Raw genomic sequence first — 22,678 nt, 5'->3', positions numbered from 1 at the left:
ATGGCGCGGGAAGAAAAGAAAAAAATTCGAACGTACCCTGCGAGCGTGGAGGCGGAAAAGAGCGTTCTCGCCGCTTTTATGATCGATAACCGAGCGGCGATGGACCATTTGGGCAAGCTGAAAGAGGATGATTTTTCTCTCCCTGCTCATAAGTCTATTTTTGCGGCGATGCGAGAGCTTTATCTCGAAAGCCATCCGCTCGATCTCGTCAGCGTTTCGGATAAAATGCGCTTGAAAGGGACGCTCGCCGAAGCGGGCGATTTCCCCTATCTTTCGCAGATCGCGTCCTCGATTCCGAGCGCCGCGGGTTGCGGCTATTACGTCGACATCTTAAAGCGCGACGGGCTTCTCCGAAAGCTTCTCGAAGTCTCCAAAGATATCGCGGAGAACGTCTACACTTCGGAAAACGGCGAGGAAAGCCTTTCCTACGCGCAACAGCGTATTTTGAGCGTTACGCAGGCGCAGGAGAAATCGTCCTTGGCGCCCGTCGGTCCGATCGTGGACGAAGTCATCCATAAGATCGAGGAGCAACACGCGAACCCCGATTCGGATAAAGGTCTTATGACGGGATTCGCGAATCTCGATTACGTCACGAACGGATTCCAAAGAAGCGATCTCGTGATCCTCGCGGCAAGACCGGGCGTAGGTAAGACGGCGTTCGCCTTGAATATCGCGACGAATATCGCGCAAAGGGACGAAAACAAGAATATTTTGATCTTTTCGCTCGAAATGTCGGATCAACAGCTCGTCCAGCGTATGCTTTGTTCGTTGACCGGTATCAAAAATACCAGCATTTCGAAAAGCGAACTTGAACTCAATGAATTCGTGCTTTTGAATAAGGCGCGCCAGCAACTTTGGAAAAGCCATATTTACGTCGATCAGACGACGCTCCAAACGCCGGGCGATATCCTTGCCAAGTGCCGTCGCTTTATGATCGAGCATAAGTGCGAGATCGATCTCATTATCATCGACTATATGCAGCTTATGACTTTCCCCGGGAAGGAAAACCGTCAGCAGGAAGTCGCGGAGATCAGCCGTCATATGAAACTTCTCGCAAAAGAGATCAACACCCCCGTTATCGTCCTTTCGCAGATGTCCAGAAGCGCGGAAAAGCTGAACGAAAAGCCGCAACTCCACGACCTCAGAGACAGCGGCTCGATCGAGCAGGACGCGGATATCGTCGCGTTCCTGCATAAGGTGAAGAATCAACCGCCCGAGGATACGATCGTCGAACTTCTTATCGAGAAATTCAGAAACGGTCAGACGGGCAGCCTCGCGTATGAGTGGCACGGCAGTAATTTCAGATTCGTTTCGACAGACAGCGAACGGTTGAAGCATATCAAGCAGATCGCCGTTCAAAGCGCGGACGGAGGCTCTCAGCAAGAGAATAAACAAGAAGGCGGCGAACAAGAATGAGTGAGATCGTAAAAGAAGGAGAGATACTCCTATACATAACGCAAAAAGGAAAATTGGATAAGGCACTCGCCGAGATCGGCGCGAAGGCGCTTTCGAAGACGCCGCAAGGCGCACCCTATATTGAAAATTCGGACGTAAAGGTCTCGGTTTCCCATAAAGGAAACGTCGTCGTTCTCGCTTGCTCCTTAAAACCCGTCGGCGTGGACATCGAGGACGTCACCGTTCCGAGAAACGTCGAAAGGCTCAGCCGTTTGTTTCACGCCAGCGAAAAAGCCGAATCGCTTTATGATTTTTATAAGATCTGGACAGCGAAAGAGGCGGAAGGGAAGCGCGTCGGGACGGGCGTAAACGCGGAAATTCTCCGCGCGAAGACCGAAGGCGCGAAATATATGGACTACGGTGATTATTTGATTTGCGCGATCGGAGAGGGCGGCCTCGTCGTTCGCGAGTTGGATTAAAAAAGGAGAATACTATGAATTTGCAAAAAGTAAAAGAAATCATCGCGGAGCATTTTTCGGTCGACCCGGCGGATCTTTCGCCCGAAACCGATCTCGTCAAAGAATTGCACGCCGATTCTTTGGATCTCGTCGAACTCATTATGGCGTTTGAAGACGCGTTCGATCTGACGATCCCGGACGAAGTCGCGATGGCTGTCAGAAAGATCTCCGACATCGTCGATTATTTGGAAAAATCCGAATAAAAGAAGAAAACCGCATTTGCTCCGAACGCCGTGCGTCGGCGCTCGGAATTTTTCGATCGTTCGCTATGCCGTAAATGCGGCAAAAACGTCCTTTTTTCTTGTTTTTGCCCCTTGAAATAAGCTGTTTTGAGTGATATAATATATTTAATAACTTGTTTCGGAGGGAATTATGGCGTCTTTTCAACGCGTTGTTTTCAAAACGATCGACGTACTTTTTAATTTTACGCAGAATTATCATAAGTTCAAGAATATTCACGTTGAAAAGAATATCGTCTACGATCCCGAGTATCCGAATATTTGCGCGCTCGATATTTACCGCCACGAGGATAAAGTCGGCGTAAAGCTTCCGACCGTGATCAACGTGCACGGCGGCGGCTTTATGGGCGGCGGAAGAGAGTATCGAACCGGGATCGCCGGATATTTCGTCGATAAGCTCGACGTTTGCGTCGTAAACATCAGCTACCACCTATGCGAAAAAGACCCTTTCCCTCAATATTTGCGGGATAGCGTAAAGGCGCTTCAATGGATCGTCGAGCACGGCGAAGAGTACGACATCGATTTGGATAACCTGTATATAATGGGCGACAGCGCGGGCGCGCAGATTGCGGCGCATTCGATCGCGGTCGTTCAAAACGAAAAGCTTGCGGACGCGCTCGGCTGCGTAAAACCCGATATCAAGTTCAAAGCCGCGCTTTTGTTCTGCGGTCCGTACGACGTCGTTACCGCTTTAACGAATAAAGACGTGCCTTTCGATTTCGCGCACTTGGTCGGAAATAAGGTCTTCGGATTCAACACGCGTAAGCAAGAATCCTTCGATAATTACGTTTATAAAGATTATATAAACGTCCTCGATTGGATCGGACCGAATTTCCCGCCCGCTTTTATTTGCGATACGATCGGCGACGTCTTCTGCCTCGGGCAAGGGCAAATGATGATCGACACGCTGAAAAAGAACCGCGTTCCGTACGTCCATTACTATTCCGCGAAAAAGGCGGATTTCCATTGCTGGTATCTGAATTTGAAGTTGCACAGCTCGAAAAAGGTTTTGAAAGCCACCGTCCATTATATGGAGAGTTTGCTGTCGGGCGTAGTTCCGCCGAACGAGCGCATCGTCTACGGAAAAGAAAAGGTCGCGCGCGTCAAAAAAGGCGTGGTAAAAACCAGAAAACTCAAAGCCGCGGACAAGCGGAAAGCGATCGAAGAATCTTCTTCCGAGGAGAAGCCGAAAGCCTAATTAATAATCTCGAAAAGCGCGGAAAATTCCGCGCTTTTCTTTTTCTTGAAGCGCGCCGCGTTCAGCGCGCTTTTTTTTATTCGCAGGCGGTGCTTTTTGCCCCGCGAAGGAAAAAGTAGGGTGGCGTATTTTTCGGCTTTTTGATCGTAGGGCGAAAAACGTAAAGCGAATATATCGATATAAGATTAAGAATGCAATAATTTTATGTTAAGAAATTTTAATCCCAATTATTTTATAAGTAAGAATTCGGCGCGTGCATTGCGCAAAAACCGCTGTAAATGGTACTATAACGGTAAGTGAAATCGCGCGCACACGCATAAAGCAAGCGTTTCGCCCGACAAACAGTTACAGGAGGCTGTTATGAACAAGAAAAAATTATCCGTTTTGATCCTTTTGATCCTCGTCGTCTTGGCGAGCGTCCTCGTCTTTGCGTCTTGCTCGAAAAAGACGATGGAGCTCACTGCGCTCGACGTCACCGTCGCTTACGACGGGACGCCGCACACCGTCGAGGTCACGAATTCGCTCGGCGAGCAGTCCGGGTGGAAGGTTTCGTTCCTAAGCGATAAGGGCGAAACCCTGACCGAGGCGATCAACGCCGGCGTGTACGAGGCAACGGTCACGTTCTCGAAAAAAGGGTACGTCACCGCGAGCGCTACCGCGACGCTGACGATCACAAAAGCGGATACGGTCGTTAAAAAGTGGCCGGAGGTCGTCCCGAACTATCCCGAAAGAGCGCCGACGGAATTGCGCTTGATGTACGGTTCGACCTTGACGCCCGAGATGCTCTCGGTCACGACTCTCGACAATTCGATTTATTCGGAATACGCGAACGTTCCCGGAACTTTCTCCTGGGTCTCCGGGCAAACGCTTTCCACTTCCACTCCGTCCTACGACGTCGTCTTTACTCCTGCCGGCGCGTCGTCCGATTCGAGCAGCTACTACAACAACTATAAGAAGGTCAACCTCTCCGCGGCGGTCGGCCCCGAAGCGAAACTCCCCGTCACCGTCCTTAAAGCGACTCCTGTGCTTTACGGCGCGGATGAGACCGAGCGCAACCTGAATAAACCCGTCGTCAAAGTTTCGGGCGGCATCATCAAGAGCGGAACGCCCCTTTCCAGAATCGGTTTGGTCGCGGCTCCCTCGACTTCCGTGAATCGCCGTTACGGCTACGTCATCGGTTCCGGAACGACGGTCGCCGGAAAATACCTCTGGGGCTATATCGATAACGACGGCGTTACGCAATACACTTCGAATTTGACCGCGAAAGTCGCGCAAACCGTTTATTCGTACGTCTTCGAACCCCAAAATAAGAACGACGTCAACACCGTTACCGACACGATCACGTTGGACGTTCGCCCCGTCTCCGTTACCTTTGACGAAACCCGTCTGCCGAAGGCGAGCGACATCCGCTTCGGTCAGCGACTCTCTGCGAGTACTTTGACGGGCGGCAACGCGGAAAATTCCAATTACGGAACTTTCGAATGGAAAGACGGAGAAATGATCCCGCAAGTCGGATTGAATAAGTACGTCGCCGTTTACCATCCTTTGACCCCGACCGGTCAGGTGGACGTCGAGTTCGAAGATACCGACGTCGAGATCGATCTCGTCGTCAATCGCGCGGAGATCCTTTTCGAGGGGCTCAACGCTTCTTCGATCGATTACGGATCCGAGCTCGGCGCTTCTTTCCTGAAATACACGAGAGCCTATTATAAATACGGCGATGAAGAGATCGATATCCCGGAAGAGGGGATCACCCTCGACTGGGAGAAGCCCGAAGAGATCGTCTCGGAGGAGAACTTTACCGTGCTCCCCGGTCTCACCGATACCTTCTCCTGCGGCGTGACCGTCCTCCTCACGGATGAACTTGCGTTGATCCTTTCGGACGAGGTCATCGAGATCTCCGTCAAAGTCATCAAAAAGGCGGTCGTTCCCGAAGTCGCGGACACGAATTACGGCGCGATCCAAACCGTTAAATTCGGCACCAAACTTAAAGATGTCAAACTTCCGACGACCGATGAATTCAAAGTCCTCGCGGCGGATACCCGAGTCGCTTTGAAGGGTCTTTTCTCTTGGGTAGACGGCAATATTTATCCCGCCGATCCGAGGACGACGGATTTCAGCGAGATGGGCATCAGCGCTTCGGGCAACGTCTATAAGAACGGCGATTATTACTACTATAAAGCGCTCTTTACTCCGTCCGACATCCAATACGAAAGCAAATATTTCTGGTTCCGCGTGAACGTCGAAAAGGCGAGCGGCTCCGAACTCGTCGGCGCAAGCGCGCTCCCGACGGCGGACAGCGTCATCTCGGGAACCAAACTTTCCGAAGTCAACCTGAATAGCGAAGGCATCGACGTCTACGTCTATAATTATTTCAGCGAGTACGAACCCGCGATCGTTTCTTCGCAAACGCAACTTCTGAGCGGCGCGTATTACGAAGTCAACTACGTAGGCGAATACGTCCGTTCGACGGTGTACGCCGCGAATAAGTTCTACTTTACGAGAAAGTATATTCCGATCCCCGGCGTCTTCGAATGGGAGAACGCGAGCGCGGAAGTTACGACCGCGACGACGATCTATCGCATTAAATTTACGCCCTCCGAGGAATTCGAGGGTTTGGTCGAAGGCTTTACGAGGACGATCAGTCTCGTCGTCTATACCGACGCGTCCTGCTTCGAATTCCGCGAGATCGAGAATACTTCCCACGGCGACGTGGAAGCGGATATCTATCTGACCGGACTCAAAAACCACAACACTTGCGGCGGTCACGAAAACATCGTTATCCTCGATACCGTTACGAATAACGGAAAGAAGTATCACATCGTCGGTATCGATTCGTTCGCCTTCCAGAATCAAACCGTCATCAAGACGATGGTTCTTCCGTCCAGCGTCAAGGAGATCGGTAATTACGCGTTCAGCGGCTGCGTGAATTTGACCGAGATCAATTTGCCCTCCGGTCTCGAAACGATCGGCGAGCACGCGTTCGATTCCTGTACTTCTCTCGGAACGGTCAAGATGCAGGCGTCGTATCTCAAATCCATCGGCGAATTCGCCTTTTTCCACGACAGCAAACTCGTCTCCTTCCGCATTCCGGACAGCATTACCGAGATCGGGAAGGGCGCCTTTGCGGATTGCGTCTCTCTCACCGATCTGACGATCGAAGAGAACGAATATTATAAAATGGATAAAGGCGTCATTTTGCAGGCGAGCCAGCCCGGCGTGTTTACGATCCTTCACACCTACCTCGCGTCCAACGCGGCGCTCAGCTATGTGATCGACGAAAGCGTGACCGAGATCGGCTCCTACGCTTTCGCGTACAATACCAACTTGACGAATAAGGTCATCGCGCCTTCCGTCATCACGATCTTTGATAACGCGTTCGCGCATTCGACCGCTTTGAAGTACGTCTACTTTATGCAAGACGTTCTTCCGGTCGGCGTCTCCGAGATCGTCTTCGAGACGCTCTTTATCGGAAATGAAAGCGTCATTATCTACGGTCCGATCAACGATCAGGGCGAGAGCATCTTGAAGAATTACTGCGAGACCTATCATATTACCTTCGTCCCGCATACCGCGATCTCCTATTTGAATCTGACGACCTTAAACGGTTCCGCTTACGTCTCCAACGTCGATAAGAACGGCAACGCGACGATCAGCGGCTTTACCAAGGGCATCTTCCGCGAGGCGGTGATCAGCGAGAACGAATTCAACTCGAATACATATCTCGGCAACGAGAACGTTACTTTCTACGTCGCGGACAGAGACAGATTTGCCTTCTCCGTCGCAGTGGATTATCTCCCGGGCACCACCTACTATATCTTCGATACCGATCTGACCTCCATCTTCGATCCGAACGAGGAGATCGAGCTGATCGTTCCCGCATATATCCCGAGAGCGTATTACGCCACGATCAGCGAATATCAAGGCGAACAGGCGATCGTCCGCAAGATCGGCGGTTTCGGAAACAGCAATATCACCAAGCTCGTCCTTCCCGATACCGTGACGGAGATCTTGCCAAGAGCGTTCGAGCACTGCTTGAAACTCGAAGAAGTAACGCTTTCCGCGGCTTTGACCAAGATCGGCGCAAGCGCGTTCAGCGAGTGCAGCGCGCTCAAACAGATCGTCATTCCGCAATCCGTCCAAGAGATCGGCGATAACGCCTTCAAGAAGAGCACCGCGCTCGCATCCGCGACCTTCGAAGGAGACGTGACTACGATCGGCGTTTTGATCTTCGAAGGAACGCCCGTCGAAGTTTACGGACCGAACAGTGATTGCAACGTCAAGACCTACTGCGATCAAAACGCATATCCTTATAACGTGAGCACGCGCACGAGCTGCTTCGTCTACACCAAGAACGCCGCGGGCAATCAAATCCGCATCGTCGGCTTGAAGTCGCACGTCTGCGCGTACGGTCACTCGGATATCGTGATCCCCGATATGATCGATGGTCTCCCCGTCACCGAGATCGCGGATAACGCGTTCCTCAATAACCGCGAGATCGTCTCGATCACGATTCCCGCTTCCGTCAGAAGAATCGGTAATTCCGCGTTCAGCGGTTGCTCGAATCTCGCTCGCGTGACGGCGGAAAACAACGCTTTCTATAAGATCGTCACCGATGAGATCAATAGCGTGATGCAATCCATCGTCATCTTCAACGGTTCGGGCGACACGCTTATCAGCTACTTCGCCGCTTCTCCTGCGGAAAATTACGTCGTTCCCGAATCCGTTACCAAGATCGCCGCGGGCGCGTTTGCCGGAGCGGAAAATCTCCGTATGATCACGATCGGCAGTCGCGTTTCTTCGATCTCCGCCGACGCGTTCAACGGTTGCACGAATCTCACCGAGATCGTCATCCCGGAAGGGAACCGCTATTTCAGCACCGATAACGTCGCGCTTTACAATAAGAGCGGAACGACGCTTATCACTTACCTCAGCTATAACGAGCAAGAGTATTACACGATCAATCCGGGCGTTAAGATTATCGGCGACAGCGCGTTCTACGGCAACACCGCGCTCGAAAGGGTCGTCATCCCCGATACCGTTACCGTCATCGAAGCGAACGCCTTCTACGGCGCGAACAGACTCGTCAGCGTCACCATCCAAGGCAGCTTGCAGAGCGTCGGTAACTACGCATTCTATGGAAACGTCGGGTTGACCTCGCTGTACGTCGAAAAAGACGTAACGGCGCTCGGAAGAGAAGTCTTCACCGGCTGTTCGAAACTCATCGTGTACAGCCCGAACGGCGAGAACCTCGGTTTGTATGCGGTCAATAACGGCATTAAGTTCAATAACTGCTATTCCGCTTCGAGCTTCGAGACGAGCGGCAATTCGGCGGAAGTCACCGTAACGGGGCTTAAAACCGGCGTCCGCTTCCCCGCAGGATCGGAAGAGGAGAACCTTTACATCTCGATCCCGCCCTATATCAACGGCGCGCGCGTCGTTACGATCGGCGAAGAAGCGTTCAGCGAGGAGACGGGCGGCAAGATCAACCGCTTGACGAGCATCTATATCCCCGCGACCGTTCAGGCGATCGCGTCGAAGGCGTTCAAGAATTGTAACTCTCTTGTCAGCGTCTACTTCGGCGGATATATGGATCTCGCGAATATCGCGCTCGACGCATTCGAAGGCGTCGAACTCAAAACGCTTACCTTCTATTTCGACGAATCCGCGGCGGACTTCTTCAACGCAGTCAATAACTCCACTCGCGGCTATAAGACGGCGATGAGCAACGACGGCGATTGCATCGAATACGCGGACGGCGCGGCGGCGGGAACCGAAATGGTCACCGGTCAGTCGCAGCATATCTGCAATAACAGCCATAACTTCGTAAACATCCCCGCGAAGCACGTCAAGATCCACGAGGACGGCAGCGAGGAAGAGTGCGACGTCGTCGGCGTAAAGCAATCCGCGTTCGAAGCGCAAACGAAGATTTACAGCGTTACCTTCGAAGACGGCACGTCCGACTTCATTATCGAAGCGAAAGCCTTCTACGGCGCGTCCGGCTTGACCTCCGTCAAGTTTGCGAAAAACACCTTTACGATCGGCCGCAGCGCGTTCCAAAACGCGATCAAGTTGACCTCGATCGTCATCCCCGAAGGCATCCAAAACATCGGCGCGAATGCGTTCAAGGGTTGTAAGAGCCTGACTTCGGTCTACTTCAATCACGACGTTCCGCTGGGCAGCTCGATCGGGCAGGGCGCGTTCGATTCTCACGATCAGAACGAAGAACTCGTCGTCTACGGTCCGTCGGGCAGTAACGTTCAGGCGTACTGCGCCGCGAACAACATCACCTTCGTTCCTTGGACGGACGACGCTTTGTTCGACTTCGTGCCGATCGATCAAAACACCGCTTACATTTCGAAGTATCTCGGCGTAACGGAAGAAACCGTCGTCATCCCGTATCAGATCAACGGTTTGCGCATCGTGAAACTCGGTGATTCCTGCTTCTACAACAGCGCGAATCACTCGTATTACGAGAACGTGAAGAACATCGTTATCGGCGAGAACGTCGAGGAGATCGGCGTCAGCGCGTTCGCGTATATGCCCTCGATCGCGAGCATTACGATCCCGTCTTCCGTTAAGACGATCGGATCCTTCGCGTTCCTCCTTTGCGACAACTTGACCGAGATTTACTTCAAGGGCGAATTGGAGACCATCGGAACGCGTATCCTGTACCCGACCGATAAGCACGTCAATGCGTTCGGTCCTTCCGACGGCAATCTCGAAAAGAATATTTTGACCTATCAAAACGTTTCCTACAACGCCAGCACGATGCCGACTTGCTTTAAGTATGCGAAAGACGTCGAAGGAAACCTTATTATCACCGGTTTGAAAGATCACTATTGCGCGACCGGTCACACGAACGTCGATATCCCCGACTATATGCTCGGCTTGAAAGTCGTCGGCATTGCGACGGGCGCGTTCGCGAATCATACCGAGATCTATTCTTTGAGCATCCCCGCCACGATCACGAACATCGAAACCGCCGCGTTCTACGGCTGCACCGGGCTGAAAGAAGTCTTCGTCGCGACAGAGAATCCCGCGTATAAGTACACGGACGGCGCGCTCCTCAGCATGGACGGCAAGAAGATGTTCATCTGCCTCTCGTCCGACGTGATCTACACCGTTCCGGACGGAGTCGTGGAGATCATGGACGGCGCGTTTGACGGCGCGGTCAACGTCGAGATCCTCTATTTGAACGACACCGTCGAGACCATCGCTTCCGACGCGTTCCGCGGATGCGACAAACTCGAAAGGATCGCGGTCTCCGAGCAGAACCCGAACTTCGTGTTCAACGCGGGCGTCCTCTTTAATAAGGATAAGACCAACCTCTATATTTATCTCTATACCAATAAGGAAAAGAGCTACGAAGTCCCCGAGACCGTTCGCACCGTCTCCGAGGCGGCGTTCAAGAAAGCGACCTCTTTGGAGCAGATCCGCTTTACGTCCGACGTCGAAGTCGGAGAGAAGATCTTCGGTGACGTCGGAAATATCTCCGCGACCATCTACGCGCCCGAAGGCAGCTATAACCTCGAAAAAGCGGCGATCTACGCCGGTTTGGAATTCTATGCGGACATCACGAAGTGTCTCGCGACCGAGGAAGTCGAAGGCGGCGTCGTCGTGACGGGTCTTTCCTGCGGTAATTATCACGTCCACCCGGTCATCAATATCCCGCTCTATATCGGCGGTCACGAAGTCGTCGGCATCAAAGAGGGCGCCTTCGCGGAAGAATCCTACGAAGAGGGCTATAAGCTCGCGATCCTTTCCGAGCAAAGCTTCGTCCCCGGCAAGTTCTACGCGAGGACCTACGACGCGAGCGGCGCTCACTACACGCTTGCGGAAGAGTACCGAGTCGACCAAGAGTACTACTATCTGTTTACGGGCGTTCGCACGGGTAATTCCGTTACGAAGATCGGATCGGAAGCCTTCCTGAACAGCGCGTTGCAAAGCATCGTCATCGGAAAGAACGTCAATCATATCGATCCCGACGCTTTCCATAGCGCGAAGGCGCTCCGCGAAGTCTACTTTACCGCGGATCTCGAACTCGTAAACGGGACTTTCGCGACGTTTAACGAGCCCGAGCCTTTGAACGTCTACTTCACGAGCGATTGCACTACGCTCGACGAATACTTCCGCGCGTTGATCCGCACGGGCGAAGTCAATATCAACGTCGTCTACCTCGATTCGCTCGACGACGACAAGAACTGCTTCGAGTATTCTTACGATCTTATGAATAACGAAGCCACGATCATCGGGATCAAAGATCACGTCTGTATCAATTGCCACAACGATCTCGTGATTCCGAGCGAAGTTTACTCCGGCGTGAATTCGTATACGGTCGTTAAGATCGGCGACGGCGCGCTCCAAAACAATAAAGAGATCATCCGTATGACCTTGCCGGACAGCGTCCGCACGATCGGTAACGGCGCGATCAGCGGATGCACGAGATTGACGGAGATCGTCGTCAGCGAGCAAAATCCGTACTTCACCTTTGAAGACGGCGTCCTCTTCGGAAAGAACGATCAATCCGAGAGGGTGAAGATCATCGTCTACACTGCGAAGAATACCGCGGTGGCTTATACCGTTCCCGAAGGCATCACCGAAATCGGAACGGGCGCGTTCTACGGAAGCGAATCGCTCCGCGCGATCACGATCGGTAAAGACGTCGTGATCATCGGCGACAGGGCGTTCGAGCAATGCTTGCAGTTGCAAAACATTTACGTCGATCCCGAGAATATCGCTTTCGTCTCCTCTTCTTCGCCCGATTCGAGCGCGATCGGAATGCTCTTTGAGATCCTCGCGACCGATTCCGAGACCGGAAAGCCGTCGGAAGCCTCGCTCGTCGCGTATCCCGCGGGCGCGAAAGCCGCTTATGCGATCATCGGATCGAGCTATGACGTCTCCGCGGTCAGAGACGGCGCCTTCGACAGCGCGGTCAATCTGACGCTCGTCTATTTCGAGACCTATATCAAGACGTTCAGCCCGACTGCGTTTACGAACATTCGTAACGCCGCGTCCTTCAAGATCTGCTTGCCGATCGGAAGCGATGCGGAAGGTCTTGCGGTGTACGCCAAAGAGATCCTCGGATTCGAAGTCTTGCGCTATACCTATAAAGACTGCTTCACCTTCGAAAAGAATGCGGACGGTTATATGATCACGGGTATCAACGATCACCTGACGGCGCCTTGCCCCTCGGGCGGTCACGACACTTTGGTCTTGCCGCTCTTCTATAAGGGCGCGTCCGTCGCGGAACTCGGGCAATATGCGTTGCTCGGTTCTTCGGCTTCGAAGATCAGCGTGACCGGCGCGATGCAGATCATCGGTATCGGCGCGTTTGCGGATATGGATAACCTGACCGAGATCGAGCTTCTCGCGAGCCCGATCAACGGCAACACGACGCCTTACGTCTTCGAGAACGGCGTCCTGTATTCCAACGCGGCGAAGACGGTCGTCCACACCTATCTCGCGTCGAACAAATTCAAGAACGTAAACTTCGGTAACGTCGAACTCGAAAGGGTCGAAACCGAAGTCCCCGTCAATAACGGCGGAAGCCAAGGCGGCAACCAAGGCGAGACCCAGAGCGGCGAACAGAGCGGCGAACAGAGCGGAGGCAATCCGATTCCCTCGCCGATCCCCGGACCGAGCATCGATCCTGCGCTCGACCCGAGCCAAGGCGGCGAAGGAAGCGAAGGCGAAGGTAATGAAAGCGGCGAAAGCAGCGAAGGAAGTGAAGGAAGTGAAGGAAGCGAGGGCACCGAGAATCAGCAGCCCGCGAATCCGAACCAAACCGAGATCGTCGTCTCCTATAAGGAAGTCAAAGACACCGTCGTCGATCTCGAAACCTCGACGATCACTTTCCGCGGCGTCGAAAAACTTCTCCCGGGCGCGATGTACGGAAACGACTTCGTCCAAGTCGTCGGCGTTTCGAGGACGTTGACCGAGATCGGAGAAGGCGCATTCTCCGTCGCGACCGCGCTCCGCGATATCTTGGTCGATAACGATAACGAGCAGTACGAATTCGATCTGACCCTCGGCGCGCTCTTCAACAAAGATCGCTCCCTCCTCCACACCTATCTCTATTCCAACAAGAAGGATGCGGTCGTCCTCGAAAACGTCAACGTTATGGGCGGCAACGATATGACCCATATCGGCGCGCGCGCCTTTGAAGGAACGGTGACTTCGCGCGTCCGCTTGCCCGACACGATCATCTCGATCGGCGACTACGCCTTCAAGGATATGAAGAACCTGACCTACGTCTACTTCGAGAGCTCTCCGACCAAGAACGCGATGGGCAACTGGATCATGGGCAAGATCGACGAGATCGAAGTCGACCGTAAGATCACCGTCTACGGTCCGGGCGGAAAAGACAGGGCGAGCAATATCCCCGAAGAGAAGTACAGCACCGTTCAAATGTACTTCATCGATAATTACTACGAGGGTGACGATGCGACGACCCGCGTCCGCTACGTCGCTTGGACGGAAGACGACGCCTTCGAGTACGAACTTACGAAGACGAGCGAGAAGAGAGGCGTCGCGAAGATCGTCGCGATGAGCGCGGAACCCGCGTTCGATTACGGCTACGGTTATCAAGAGATCGTCGTCGCTCCGTATCTCGTCAAGGACGGCGTTCGTTACGATATCCGCACGATCGGCAAAGACGCCTTTAAGAACCGCGTCGAGATCAAGATGCTGACCCTCCTTTACTCGATCGACCTCATCGAAGAAGGATTCATCAAGGGCGCATACAATATCGAGAATATCTACGTCAACGATAACGCGAATTATATCGTCGTCGCGAATGAAAACAGTTACGCCGCGGGTATCGTCTACACGAGCGATAAGAAGACGCTTATGGCGTATCTCCCGCTGAACGCTCCGACCGCGATCGGCGCGAACTTTACCGATTTCCTCCTGCCGGACAGCGTCAAGCGCGTGGCGGCGGGCGCATTCGCGGGCTCCAAACACCTGACGAAGATCCGCTTGACTTCCGAAGTCACAGAGATCGGCGAGGGCGCGTTTGCGGATTGCGAATGGCTGAACGAGATCATTATCGCTTCGGGCAACACGAGCTTCCGTTTCGATAACTTTACGCTGTATTCTTACGATATGACCTTGCTCCACACCTATCTCGCGACGGGTGGCGGCAACGCGGGAACGGGCGTGTTCGTCGTCCCGCAGGGCGTGACCGCGATCGAGTCCTACGCGTTTGAAGGAAACGATAGACTCGAATATATTCGCATCCCCGAATACCTCGGTGCGAATGACGAGATCTCGACTGCGTCCGAGATCGGAGCTTGCGCGTTTGCGAATATGCAAGCGCTCGAAGAGATTTTCTTCGAGAACCGCATCTCGATCGGCGTGGACGCGAAAGAACCCGCGGGCGTCGAAGTCAAAGAAGAAGATATCATCGCTTGCCAGAAAGTGCCGGCGGATAAAGCCGTCCTGAATGGGCTTCTTGCCACGACCGCGCTTTACACGCACGTCTACACAGAGCTGACCGACGTCACCGAGGAGAATTACGTCCAAGGCACGCTTTACGTCAAGGTCGGAAACGATTATAAGATCTATAACGAGGTCTACGATCCCGAACTCGTCTATTACAGCCGTGAAACCACTTCCCGCGAAGTCTTCGTCGGAACGAACAGCTTCAAGTGGGGCGACGATTTCCGCGCGGAAGGTTTGACCGTCTACGCGACCTATTCGGACGGCGGCAGAGTCCTTCTCGAAAGCACCGATTACATCGTAGACGCTTCGCAGTACAATAAGTACCTCTCCGGTAAGTACACGATCACTCTTATCCTTGCGGAGAACGAAGCGATCAAGACTTCGTTTGAAGTAACGGTCGAAGCAGTCAAAGACATCTTCGGCGAGATGTTCAAGGAAAGGACGGTGACCGTCTACGCTCCCGCGACGAGCTACGTCAACCATCCGGCGGAAATGACGAACGTCGTTACTCTCGTGATGTACACTCCGAAGGATTGCCTGAAACTCAACTTGACCGAGAACGGTTACGTCATCGAAGGCTTTGCCGAGGAAGAAGCGTGTGCGCAGGAGACGACGATGGATTACATCGGCGGCGCGCTCGTCAAGAAGGGCAACCACAGCACTTTGACCGTGCCGAGCTTCATTAACAACACGAAGGTCTACGGAATCGCGGACAACGCGTTCAAAGATTCCGCTTTGACCTCCGTCCTGATTCTCGAAGAACCCGAAGTGATCGGCGAGAGCGCGTTCGAGAATTCCGCGATGCTGACGAGCATTACGATCTCTTCGACCGTAAACGAGATCGGCAAAGGCGCGTTCGTCTATTTGAACGCTCTTAAAACGTTCGAACTCGTCAATAACGGTTATTATTACTTGAAGGACGGCGCATTGTACGGTGAGACAGGAACCGTCCTCCACACGATGTTCAACGCGTTCGCGACCAACGTGTTCGAGAGCAAAGAGGACGTCCAGATCGTCTTGGATCGCGCCTTTGAAGGCGTCCAAACGATCCGCTTCCTGACCGTGCCGTATCACGTTTATCGCGTCGGCGATCGCGCGTTCAAGAATATGGAAGACCTCGAAGAGATCTATTTCTGCACCGATATGGAGACCGAAGTCGAACACGGCTATATCGCCGAATCCGCTTTCGATAACTTTATGATCGGGTTGCAACTCTTCGGGCCGAAAGGGCAGTACCTCGAAAGCTACTGCACGAGGCATAACATTATTTACGTTTCGTGGAACGATGCGACCTGCTTCGACTATGAATACGAGACGATCGACAGCATCTCCATCACGAAGCTGAACGCTTCGGGTCACGAAGGTTGCTCCGGCGATCACGTCAACGTCGTTATTCCGATGTTTATCAACGGCGTAAAAGTTACCGAGATCGCGCCTTCCGCGTTCAGAGGAAACGAAAAAGTCGTGTCGATCATCATCCCGACTTCGATCTCGAAGATCGGCGAGAGCGCGTTCGAAGCGTGTACTTCGCTTGCGTATATGGCGATCCCGTACAGCGTGAAGTCGATCGGCGACAGCGCGTTTGCGTCCTGCGCTTCCTTGGATGAAGTCGTCTTCAAGACTTCGGACGTGACTTTCGGCGGAAAGAAAGTCTTCCTCGCCGCGAAGTCCACTTTGATCCTCTATTCCGAGAAATCGAACGACGAAATCGCGAAGTATGCAAACGAGCGTTCCATCAACTTCAATACCGGGACGCCGTACACCTGCTTCCTGACTTCCACTTTGATGAATGCGCTCGGTGAGTCTTACGTCCGCATCGACGGAGTAAAGAACCATAAGTGCCCCTACGGTCACACGGATATCACGATCGCGCCTTTGATGCTCGGAAAGAAAGTCATGGCGATCAAGAGCGGAGCGTTCGAAGGCAGAAAGAATCTGAAATCGATCTCGATCTCGCAATACGTTTCGAGCATCGGGACGGGAACCTTCAACGGCTGCACCGCGCTGACGAGCTTTACGATCGTCGATGAGAATCCGTATTTGACGGTCGAGAACGGACTCGTCTATTCCAAAGATTTTAAGACCCTTTATGCGATCGTCGATTCCCTCGCGGGGAAAGAGATCGTGATCAACGAGGATACGAAGCAGATCGCTTCCGGCGCGCTCTTCGAATCCGCCGTCGAAAAGATCGAGATCGGAAAATCCGTCCTCTCGATCGGAACGGGCGCGTTCAGCGGCGCGAGCCACTTGGTCCAATTTACCGTCCAAGAAGAGAACATCCGTTATCTTGCGGAGAACGGAATCCTCTATAATAAGAGCAAGACCAACCTCGTCGCGTATCCCGCGGGAACGAAAGCGGAAAGTTACACGGTGTCTTCGGGCGTGGTTGTCGTCGGAAACAGCGCGTTCAGCGGCGCGGCGCATTTGAAGAGCATCACGCTTCCGCAGAGCGTTTCCAGCATCTCCACGAATGCTTTCTACGGCGCGAAACAGCTCATCGACGTCCAAGTCTACGGCGCGATCTCGTCGGTGGATGACGGCGCGTTCGGCAACACGCTTCCGAATCTCGTCGTCAGCGGTCTCTCCGAAGGCGCGCTCGAACTCTTCTGCACCGAGTGCGGCGTCTCTTTCCGCAACCTGACCCCGAGCACCTGCTTTACGACCACGACCGAAGGAATGGTCGCGGGCGAGATCAAAGTCACGGGTCTGCAATCGCACGTTTGCGAGTATCACGGCGACGTCGTCGTCCCGATGTATATCAACGGGCTTCGCGTGACCGCGATCGGCGACAGAGCGTTCGCGCATAACCAAGACGTCCTGACCATCGTCGTTCCGCAGACGGTAACGAAAGTCGGCGTGGCGGCGTTTGCGGGTTGTAAGAACCTGACGAGCATCCTCATCGGCGAGAACGTGTCCTATATCGGAAGCAAAGCGTTCTATTCCTGCGAATCCTTGACCGAGGTCTTCCTGACTTCCGAAGAGGTCTCCCTCTCGGAGGACTGCTTCGAAGAGCGCGCGGACGATTCCATGACCGTCTATCTCTCCGATAATCTGACCGAGATCAGAGAGTCGTTGCTTACGCGCGGACTCGTCGTCGCGGGGTTGGATGAGATCGTCTGTTTGAGGTACTCGGTCTTTAACGGAAACGAGATCCGTATTGCGGGCTTGGCTTCTCACGTTTGCCCGAATTGCCATAACCGCATCGTGATCCCCGAAAAGATCGACGGAAAGACCGTAACTTCGATCTCCGGCGCGAGCTTTACCGGGAATAAGACCGTCGTTAAGCTCTATATTCCGTACACCGTGAAGAGCATCAGCGAAAACGCGTTCGTCGGAATGAAGAAGCTGAACGATATTTCGTTCTACTACTATGATGAAAGCGGCGCCTTCGTCGAGACCAAGTCGAGCCAGTACTTCGCCCTCGATAACGGCGCGTTGTACAGCGCGGACTTCAAGACGCTTTACGCCTATATGTGCGCGAGAAGCGACATCTCCGCGAACGTCAACCGTAACGCGAGATACATCTCGAATTCCGCTTTCAGTGGCGCGGCGAACCTGCTTTCCATTACTTTCCTCGAAGACGTCTACTCTTTGAGCTCTTCCGCGTTCAGCGGTCTGAATAAGAACCTCGTCGTCTACGCGCCGTCCTCTTCGTCCGTGGTCTACACGACGTTGGTCGGGACGAACATCAACGTCGTCGCGGCGAATAAGGTGACCGGCTTCGATTACGAGTACTTGGAGGATGAAGACAATACCGTCGTCATAAAAGGCATCAAAGCCGTGGCTGCGGGCGGATTCCAGACTCCGGTCGGAAGCACGCTCGTCATTCCGCAATTTATCAACGGTCGCCGCGTCTCCACGATCGGCAAGGGCGCGTTCGACGGAAGGCTTATGTCCTCCGTCGTCTTCCCCGAAGGTTTGTCGAAGATCTCCGAACTCGCGTTCTCGAACTGCGTGAATTTGACGAACCTGATCTTCCCGTCCAGCTTGCAAGTCGTCGAAAAACTCGCGTTCAGCGGTTGTAAGAATCTCTACGAGGCGTACTTCCTCGGCGCAGCGACTTCGCTCGGCGAGAATATCTTCAATAACACGATGAGCGTTTCGCAAGGCGCCGAAAGGAATTTCAGCGCGTTCGGTCCGTCCACGCAGTATATGATCGATTACTTCGGAGAGAGCGGCATCGGCTATAACTCCTGCACTTCGATCAACTGCTTCAACTATACCGTGACGCAGAACGGGATTCGCATCGACAGCATTAAAGATCACGTCTGCAACGCGAACCATAAGACGATCAATATTCCGAATGCGATCGACGGCGTCACTGTAAACGAGCTTGCGGATTCGCTGTTCAGCGGATTGACGACTCTCGAAGACGTCACTCTTCCCGAATCGATCACCGTTATCAATCCGACGCTCTTCGATAATTGCAGCTCGCTCCGCACGATCCGCATTCCCGAATCGGTTTACTATATCGGTGCGAATGCGTTCCGCAACTGCGTTTCGCTCGAAAAGATCGTTATGCCGTCCTCGGTTCGTACCATCGGGAACTACGCCTTTATGAACTGCCATAGCTTGAAGGAAGTCGTTATTCCGAATAATGTGTTGAGTTTGACCGAAGGAATCTTCTACGGATGCAGCGGTCTTATCACCGTCAAGATGCCGAAGGCTTCCTATATCCCGAGTTATGTGTTCTACGGCTGCTCGTCCTTGACGTCGCTTCTCTACACGGCGACCAACGGCGTAACGAAAGTCGGTCTCGTCGGCTCGTTGCATACCGTCGAGGAGTACGCATTCTACGGCTGCTCGTCTCTCAGCGAGCTCTTTACCGAGCAAGAATATAAGTCCCTCAGAAAAGTCGGTGAAAAAGCCTTTGCGTACAGCGCGATCTCGACCTTTACGATGACCGAAACTTTGGTCGAGCTCGGAAACGGCGCCTTCGCGGGTTGCGCCAACCTCGAAATTGACGACGCAGGCTGCAACGCCTATAAGCTCGACGCCGAGGGTGAGGTCATCTATATGAACGAAACGATCAACGTCCAAAAGACCGAGGGCGTCGCTCTCGATAACGGTTCGTTCGAGATCCACGGGCAGAACTTCACCTTCCCGTACGACGGCACGTACTTGGAAGAGCACGACGGCACGAATTATTACAACACGACCAATTTCAATAAGACCGAGGATAGTAAGTTGTGGTATAACTATTTGGGCTTATATCATTTGAGCCCGTCGGCGCCCGGATACCAACATCAAAAGGTTTCCGATAATCCGAGTTCCATCGCGTTTACGACGCTTTGGCAAGCTCCCAGCGGTGACAGCTCCATCTATAACGCGGTTATCAACCAATGGCTTACGACGAACTTTTCTTGGAACAAGAATCCCGCCGACGGAACCTACACGTTCAGACCCTTAAAGACGGGAATACTTACGCAACCGGGAACGTACGTCATCCGAATCCATCAATATTACACGAGTCATATCGGTAAAGGTTTTTATTCCGATAGACACCACACGCGTGAAATGTACGTCCGCTTTACGATCGGTGCGGTCACCGGATTCTGGTATGAAAACTTCACTTTGGACGAGGAAGGACAAAATCCCGTTTCGCAAGGAAGAGTGTCTTTGAACACGACGAATCCGAACGATCAGAATTACTTTGCGATCCCGAACACCGGATTCTTTAAGTACAATGAAACGACGGGTACCGTCTCGATCAACTGGCAGAATGAGAAGTTCTCGCAAATGACGGGTCAACTCCGCATCCTTTATGCGACGACGGTTACGAAGAACGATCCCGACGCGCCCGACGCGCCGTGGAGAGTCTACACGCTGAGTCAGATCAAGCGCACCGACTTTACGCATAACGTCGCGATTCACTCGGTCATGGCGAAGACGGAGGGCGATTTCGAGATCAAGTACGATTCCGCTCTCGATATCCAGATCACGAAAGAGGAGGATTGCGCGAGGGTCGAAAATATAGACGCTGCGGTCAGACCCTACTATGAGACCGCATGGGTCCGCATCCCGTTCTACGGAGTCGCTCAGATCGTCGCTTCGGCGGATCAAATCGCTTTGTCGCCGGATGATTACGACGCCGCGGTTACGAACACGATCCTTGCGAACCAGACCAAGACGCTGAACGAAGTCCGCCAGATGGGCCTCGTCCAAAACGTAACGAACACTCAAGTCTTCTCGACTTACGGCGGCTACACTTTGATCCAGCTCGCGCAGGCGGGACTTTTGCAGGGTGGGAATCTGAATATGTTCTACCAGTATCAGATCGGCGCTTCGACGGAGACGATCGTTACCCAAGGCATCACGATTTCGCCTGCGGACGGAAACGGTAAGTTCTATATCGAGTTCAACCTGACGGTGATCAATGATTTCATTAAGAAGAAGACGGTGTATCGTAGCGGGCTTACTTCCATTGCGCTCCAATTCTTCGAAAGCAGCGCGTTCGGATATCTCTCCGGGCATCCGCTTTCCCTCGGTAACTACGCGAAATCGACTCAAGGCTATTACGGCAAACTTACGGCGAAGATCGACGGACGCACGATCACGGGCGAGAAGGACAGAGACGGCAAGATGACTTTCTACGATAACTCTCTGTACGATTCCGTGCAGTCGATGGTCGATTCGGGCGGTAATCTCGATAATCTCAGCCACGTTCGCGTCCTTTACGACTTTGCGCTCGAAGGTTGCTCGGGTATCACCAAAGCGTCCTTCGGAAAGTGCGTAAACGATATCGGCGCGGGCGCGCTCCTCAACACGAACGGCATTCAGGAAGTCGGTATCGACGCCACGAACGAGTATTACGTCCTTTATAAGATCAACGAGAACGATCCCGACTATGCGTTCTCGGGCGGCGGCTTGTACTTGAAAGACGGCAGCAACTTGAAGCTCGTCGCCTTCCTCGGCAGCAATACCGTTACCGAGTTTACGCTTCCGGATAAATGCACGGAGATCGGCGATTATGCTTTCGCGAATAATACGCTTCTCGAAACCGTGAATCTGAATAACGTAACGAAGATCGGCGCGTACGCCTTTATGAATTGCACGGGCTTGAAATATATGAAGCTCCCGGGCGACACGAGCAGCACGTCGAATAACTTCATCGGGAAGTACGCCTTTGCGGGATCCGGTCTCGAAAGCGTCTATTTCCACTTTGGATTCAATAGTCCCGATCACCTCGGCGAAAAGATCTTCGGGGATCTCCCCGTCGTCGTCTATCACAGGAATGCGAGCGGCGCGTCGGACGGCGTCCTCGCGCAATACTGCGAGGAGAACGGTTTGGAACACGTCCTCGTTACCGACCTCAGAAACTTCGTCTACGAGACGGTAAACGGAAACGAGATCAAGATCAAGAGATACGTGGACGACGCCGTCCGAGTTGAAAGTCTGATCGTCCCGTCCGTCATCGAGAATAAGAAGGTCACGCAGATCGGCGACGCGGCTTTCGAAGGAAACGCGAACCTCCGCACGATCAACCTGCCTTCCACGATCAAGTCGATCGGTTCCTACGCGTTCCGTAACGTCCAAAAACTCGGCGAGGTCTACGTCAATTCCGACCCGATCATCGGGACGAATATCTTCGACGGCTGCGATTCGAGACTTATCGTCTACGGTATGACCGCGAGCGAACTGGACGAATACTGCGAAGAAAAGGGCATTACCTTCAACCTCGGGACGACTTGGGGCTGCTTCAAGATCGAGTCCACGACCTTTACCGTCGGCTCGCAAACAAAGAGCGGCTACAAGATCACGGGATTGAACGATCATATCTGCAATTCTTCGCATAAGAACCTGATCATCCCGAACGTCATCAACGAACTACCCGTCGTCGAGATCGGCGGAAGCGCCTTTAACGGGCGCGCCCACGGTATGGC

At 53.2% G+C, this 22,678-nt stretch carries 5 protein-coding genes; all 5 read left to right on the top strand.

Annotated elements, in window-relative coordinates; all coding sequences use genetic code 11:
- Positions 1-1,416, top strand: coding sequence for a replicative DNA helicase (dnaB, locus tag K5753_02480; protein MCR4726068.1), 1,416 nt, complete (start codon positions 1-3; stop codon positions 1,414-1,416).
- Positions 1,413-1,874, top strand: a complete 462-nt coding sequence (locus K5753_02475; GenBank protein ID MCR4726067.1) for a 4'-phosphopantetheinyl transferase superfamily protein — start codon at positions 1,413-1,415, stop codon at positions 1,872-1,874. The genes dnaB and K5753_02475 overlap by 4 nt, the downstream gene beginning before the upstream one ends.
- 14 nt (positions 1,875-1,888) lie before the next feature.
- On the top strand, positions 1,889-2,116 hold the full coding sequence (gene acpP, locus K5753_02470) for an acyl carrier protein (protein MCR4726066.1): 228 nt from the start codon (positions 1,889-1,891) through the stop codon (positions 2,114-2,116).
- 169 nt (positions 2,117-2,285) lie between these two features.
- Positions 2,286-3,350, top strand: coding sequence for an alpha/beta hydrolase (locus K5753_02465; protein ID MCR4726065.1), 1,065 nt, complete (start codon positions 2,286-2,288; stop codon positions 3,348-3,350).
- A 360-nt stretch (positions 3,351-3,710) separates the two neighbouring features.
- A partial coding sequence (locus tag K5753_02460; protein ID MCR4726064.1) for a leucine-rich repeat protein occupies positions 3,711-22,678 on the top strand: 18,968 nt, incomplete at its 3' end.

This window comes from Clostridia bacterium, from assembly GCA_024685775.1.
GTDB lineage: Bacteria > Bacillota > Clostridia > Christensenellales > CAG-1252 > CAG-1252.
The sequence above is the reverse complement of the archived record's forward strand: the minus strand, read 5'-3'. Positions and strand labels throughout refer to the sequence as shown.

What these genes read in the sequence shown, in the direction of transcription:
- dnaB (MCR4726068.1), top strand. Translation starts at nt 1, where the DNA reads ATGGCGCGGGAAGAAAAGAAAAAAATTCGAACGTACCCTGCGAGCGTG.
- K5753_02475 (MCR4726067.1), top strand. Translation starts at nt 1,413, where the DNA reads ATGAGTGAGATCGTAAAAGAAGGAGAGATACTCCTATACATAACGCAA.
- acpP (MCR4726066.1), top strand. Translation starts at nt 1,889, where the DNA reads ATGAATTTGCAAAAAGTAAAAGAAATCATCGCGGAGCATTTTTCGGTC.
- K5753_02465 (MCR4726065.1), top strand. Translation starts at nt 2,286, where the DNA reads ATGGCGTCTTTTCAACGCGTTGTTTTCAAAACGATCGACGTACTTTTT.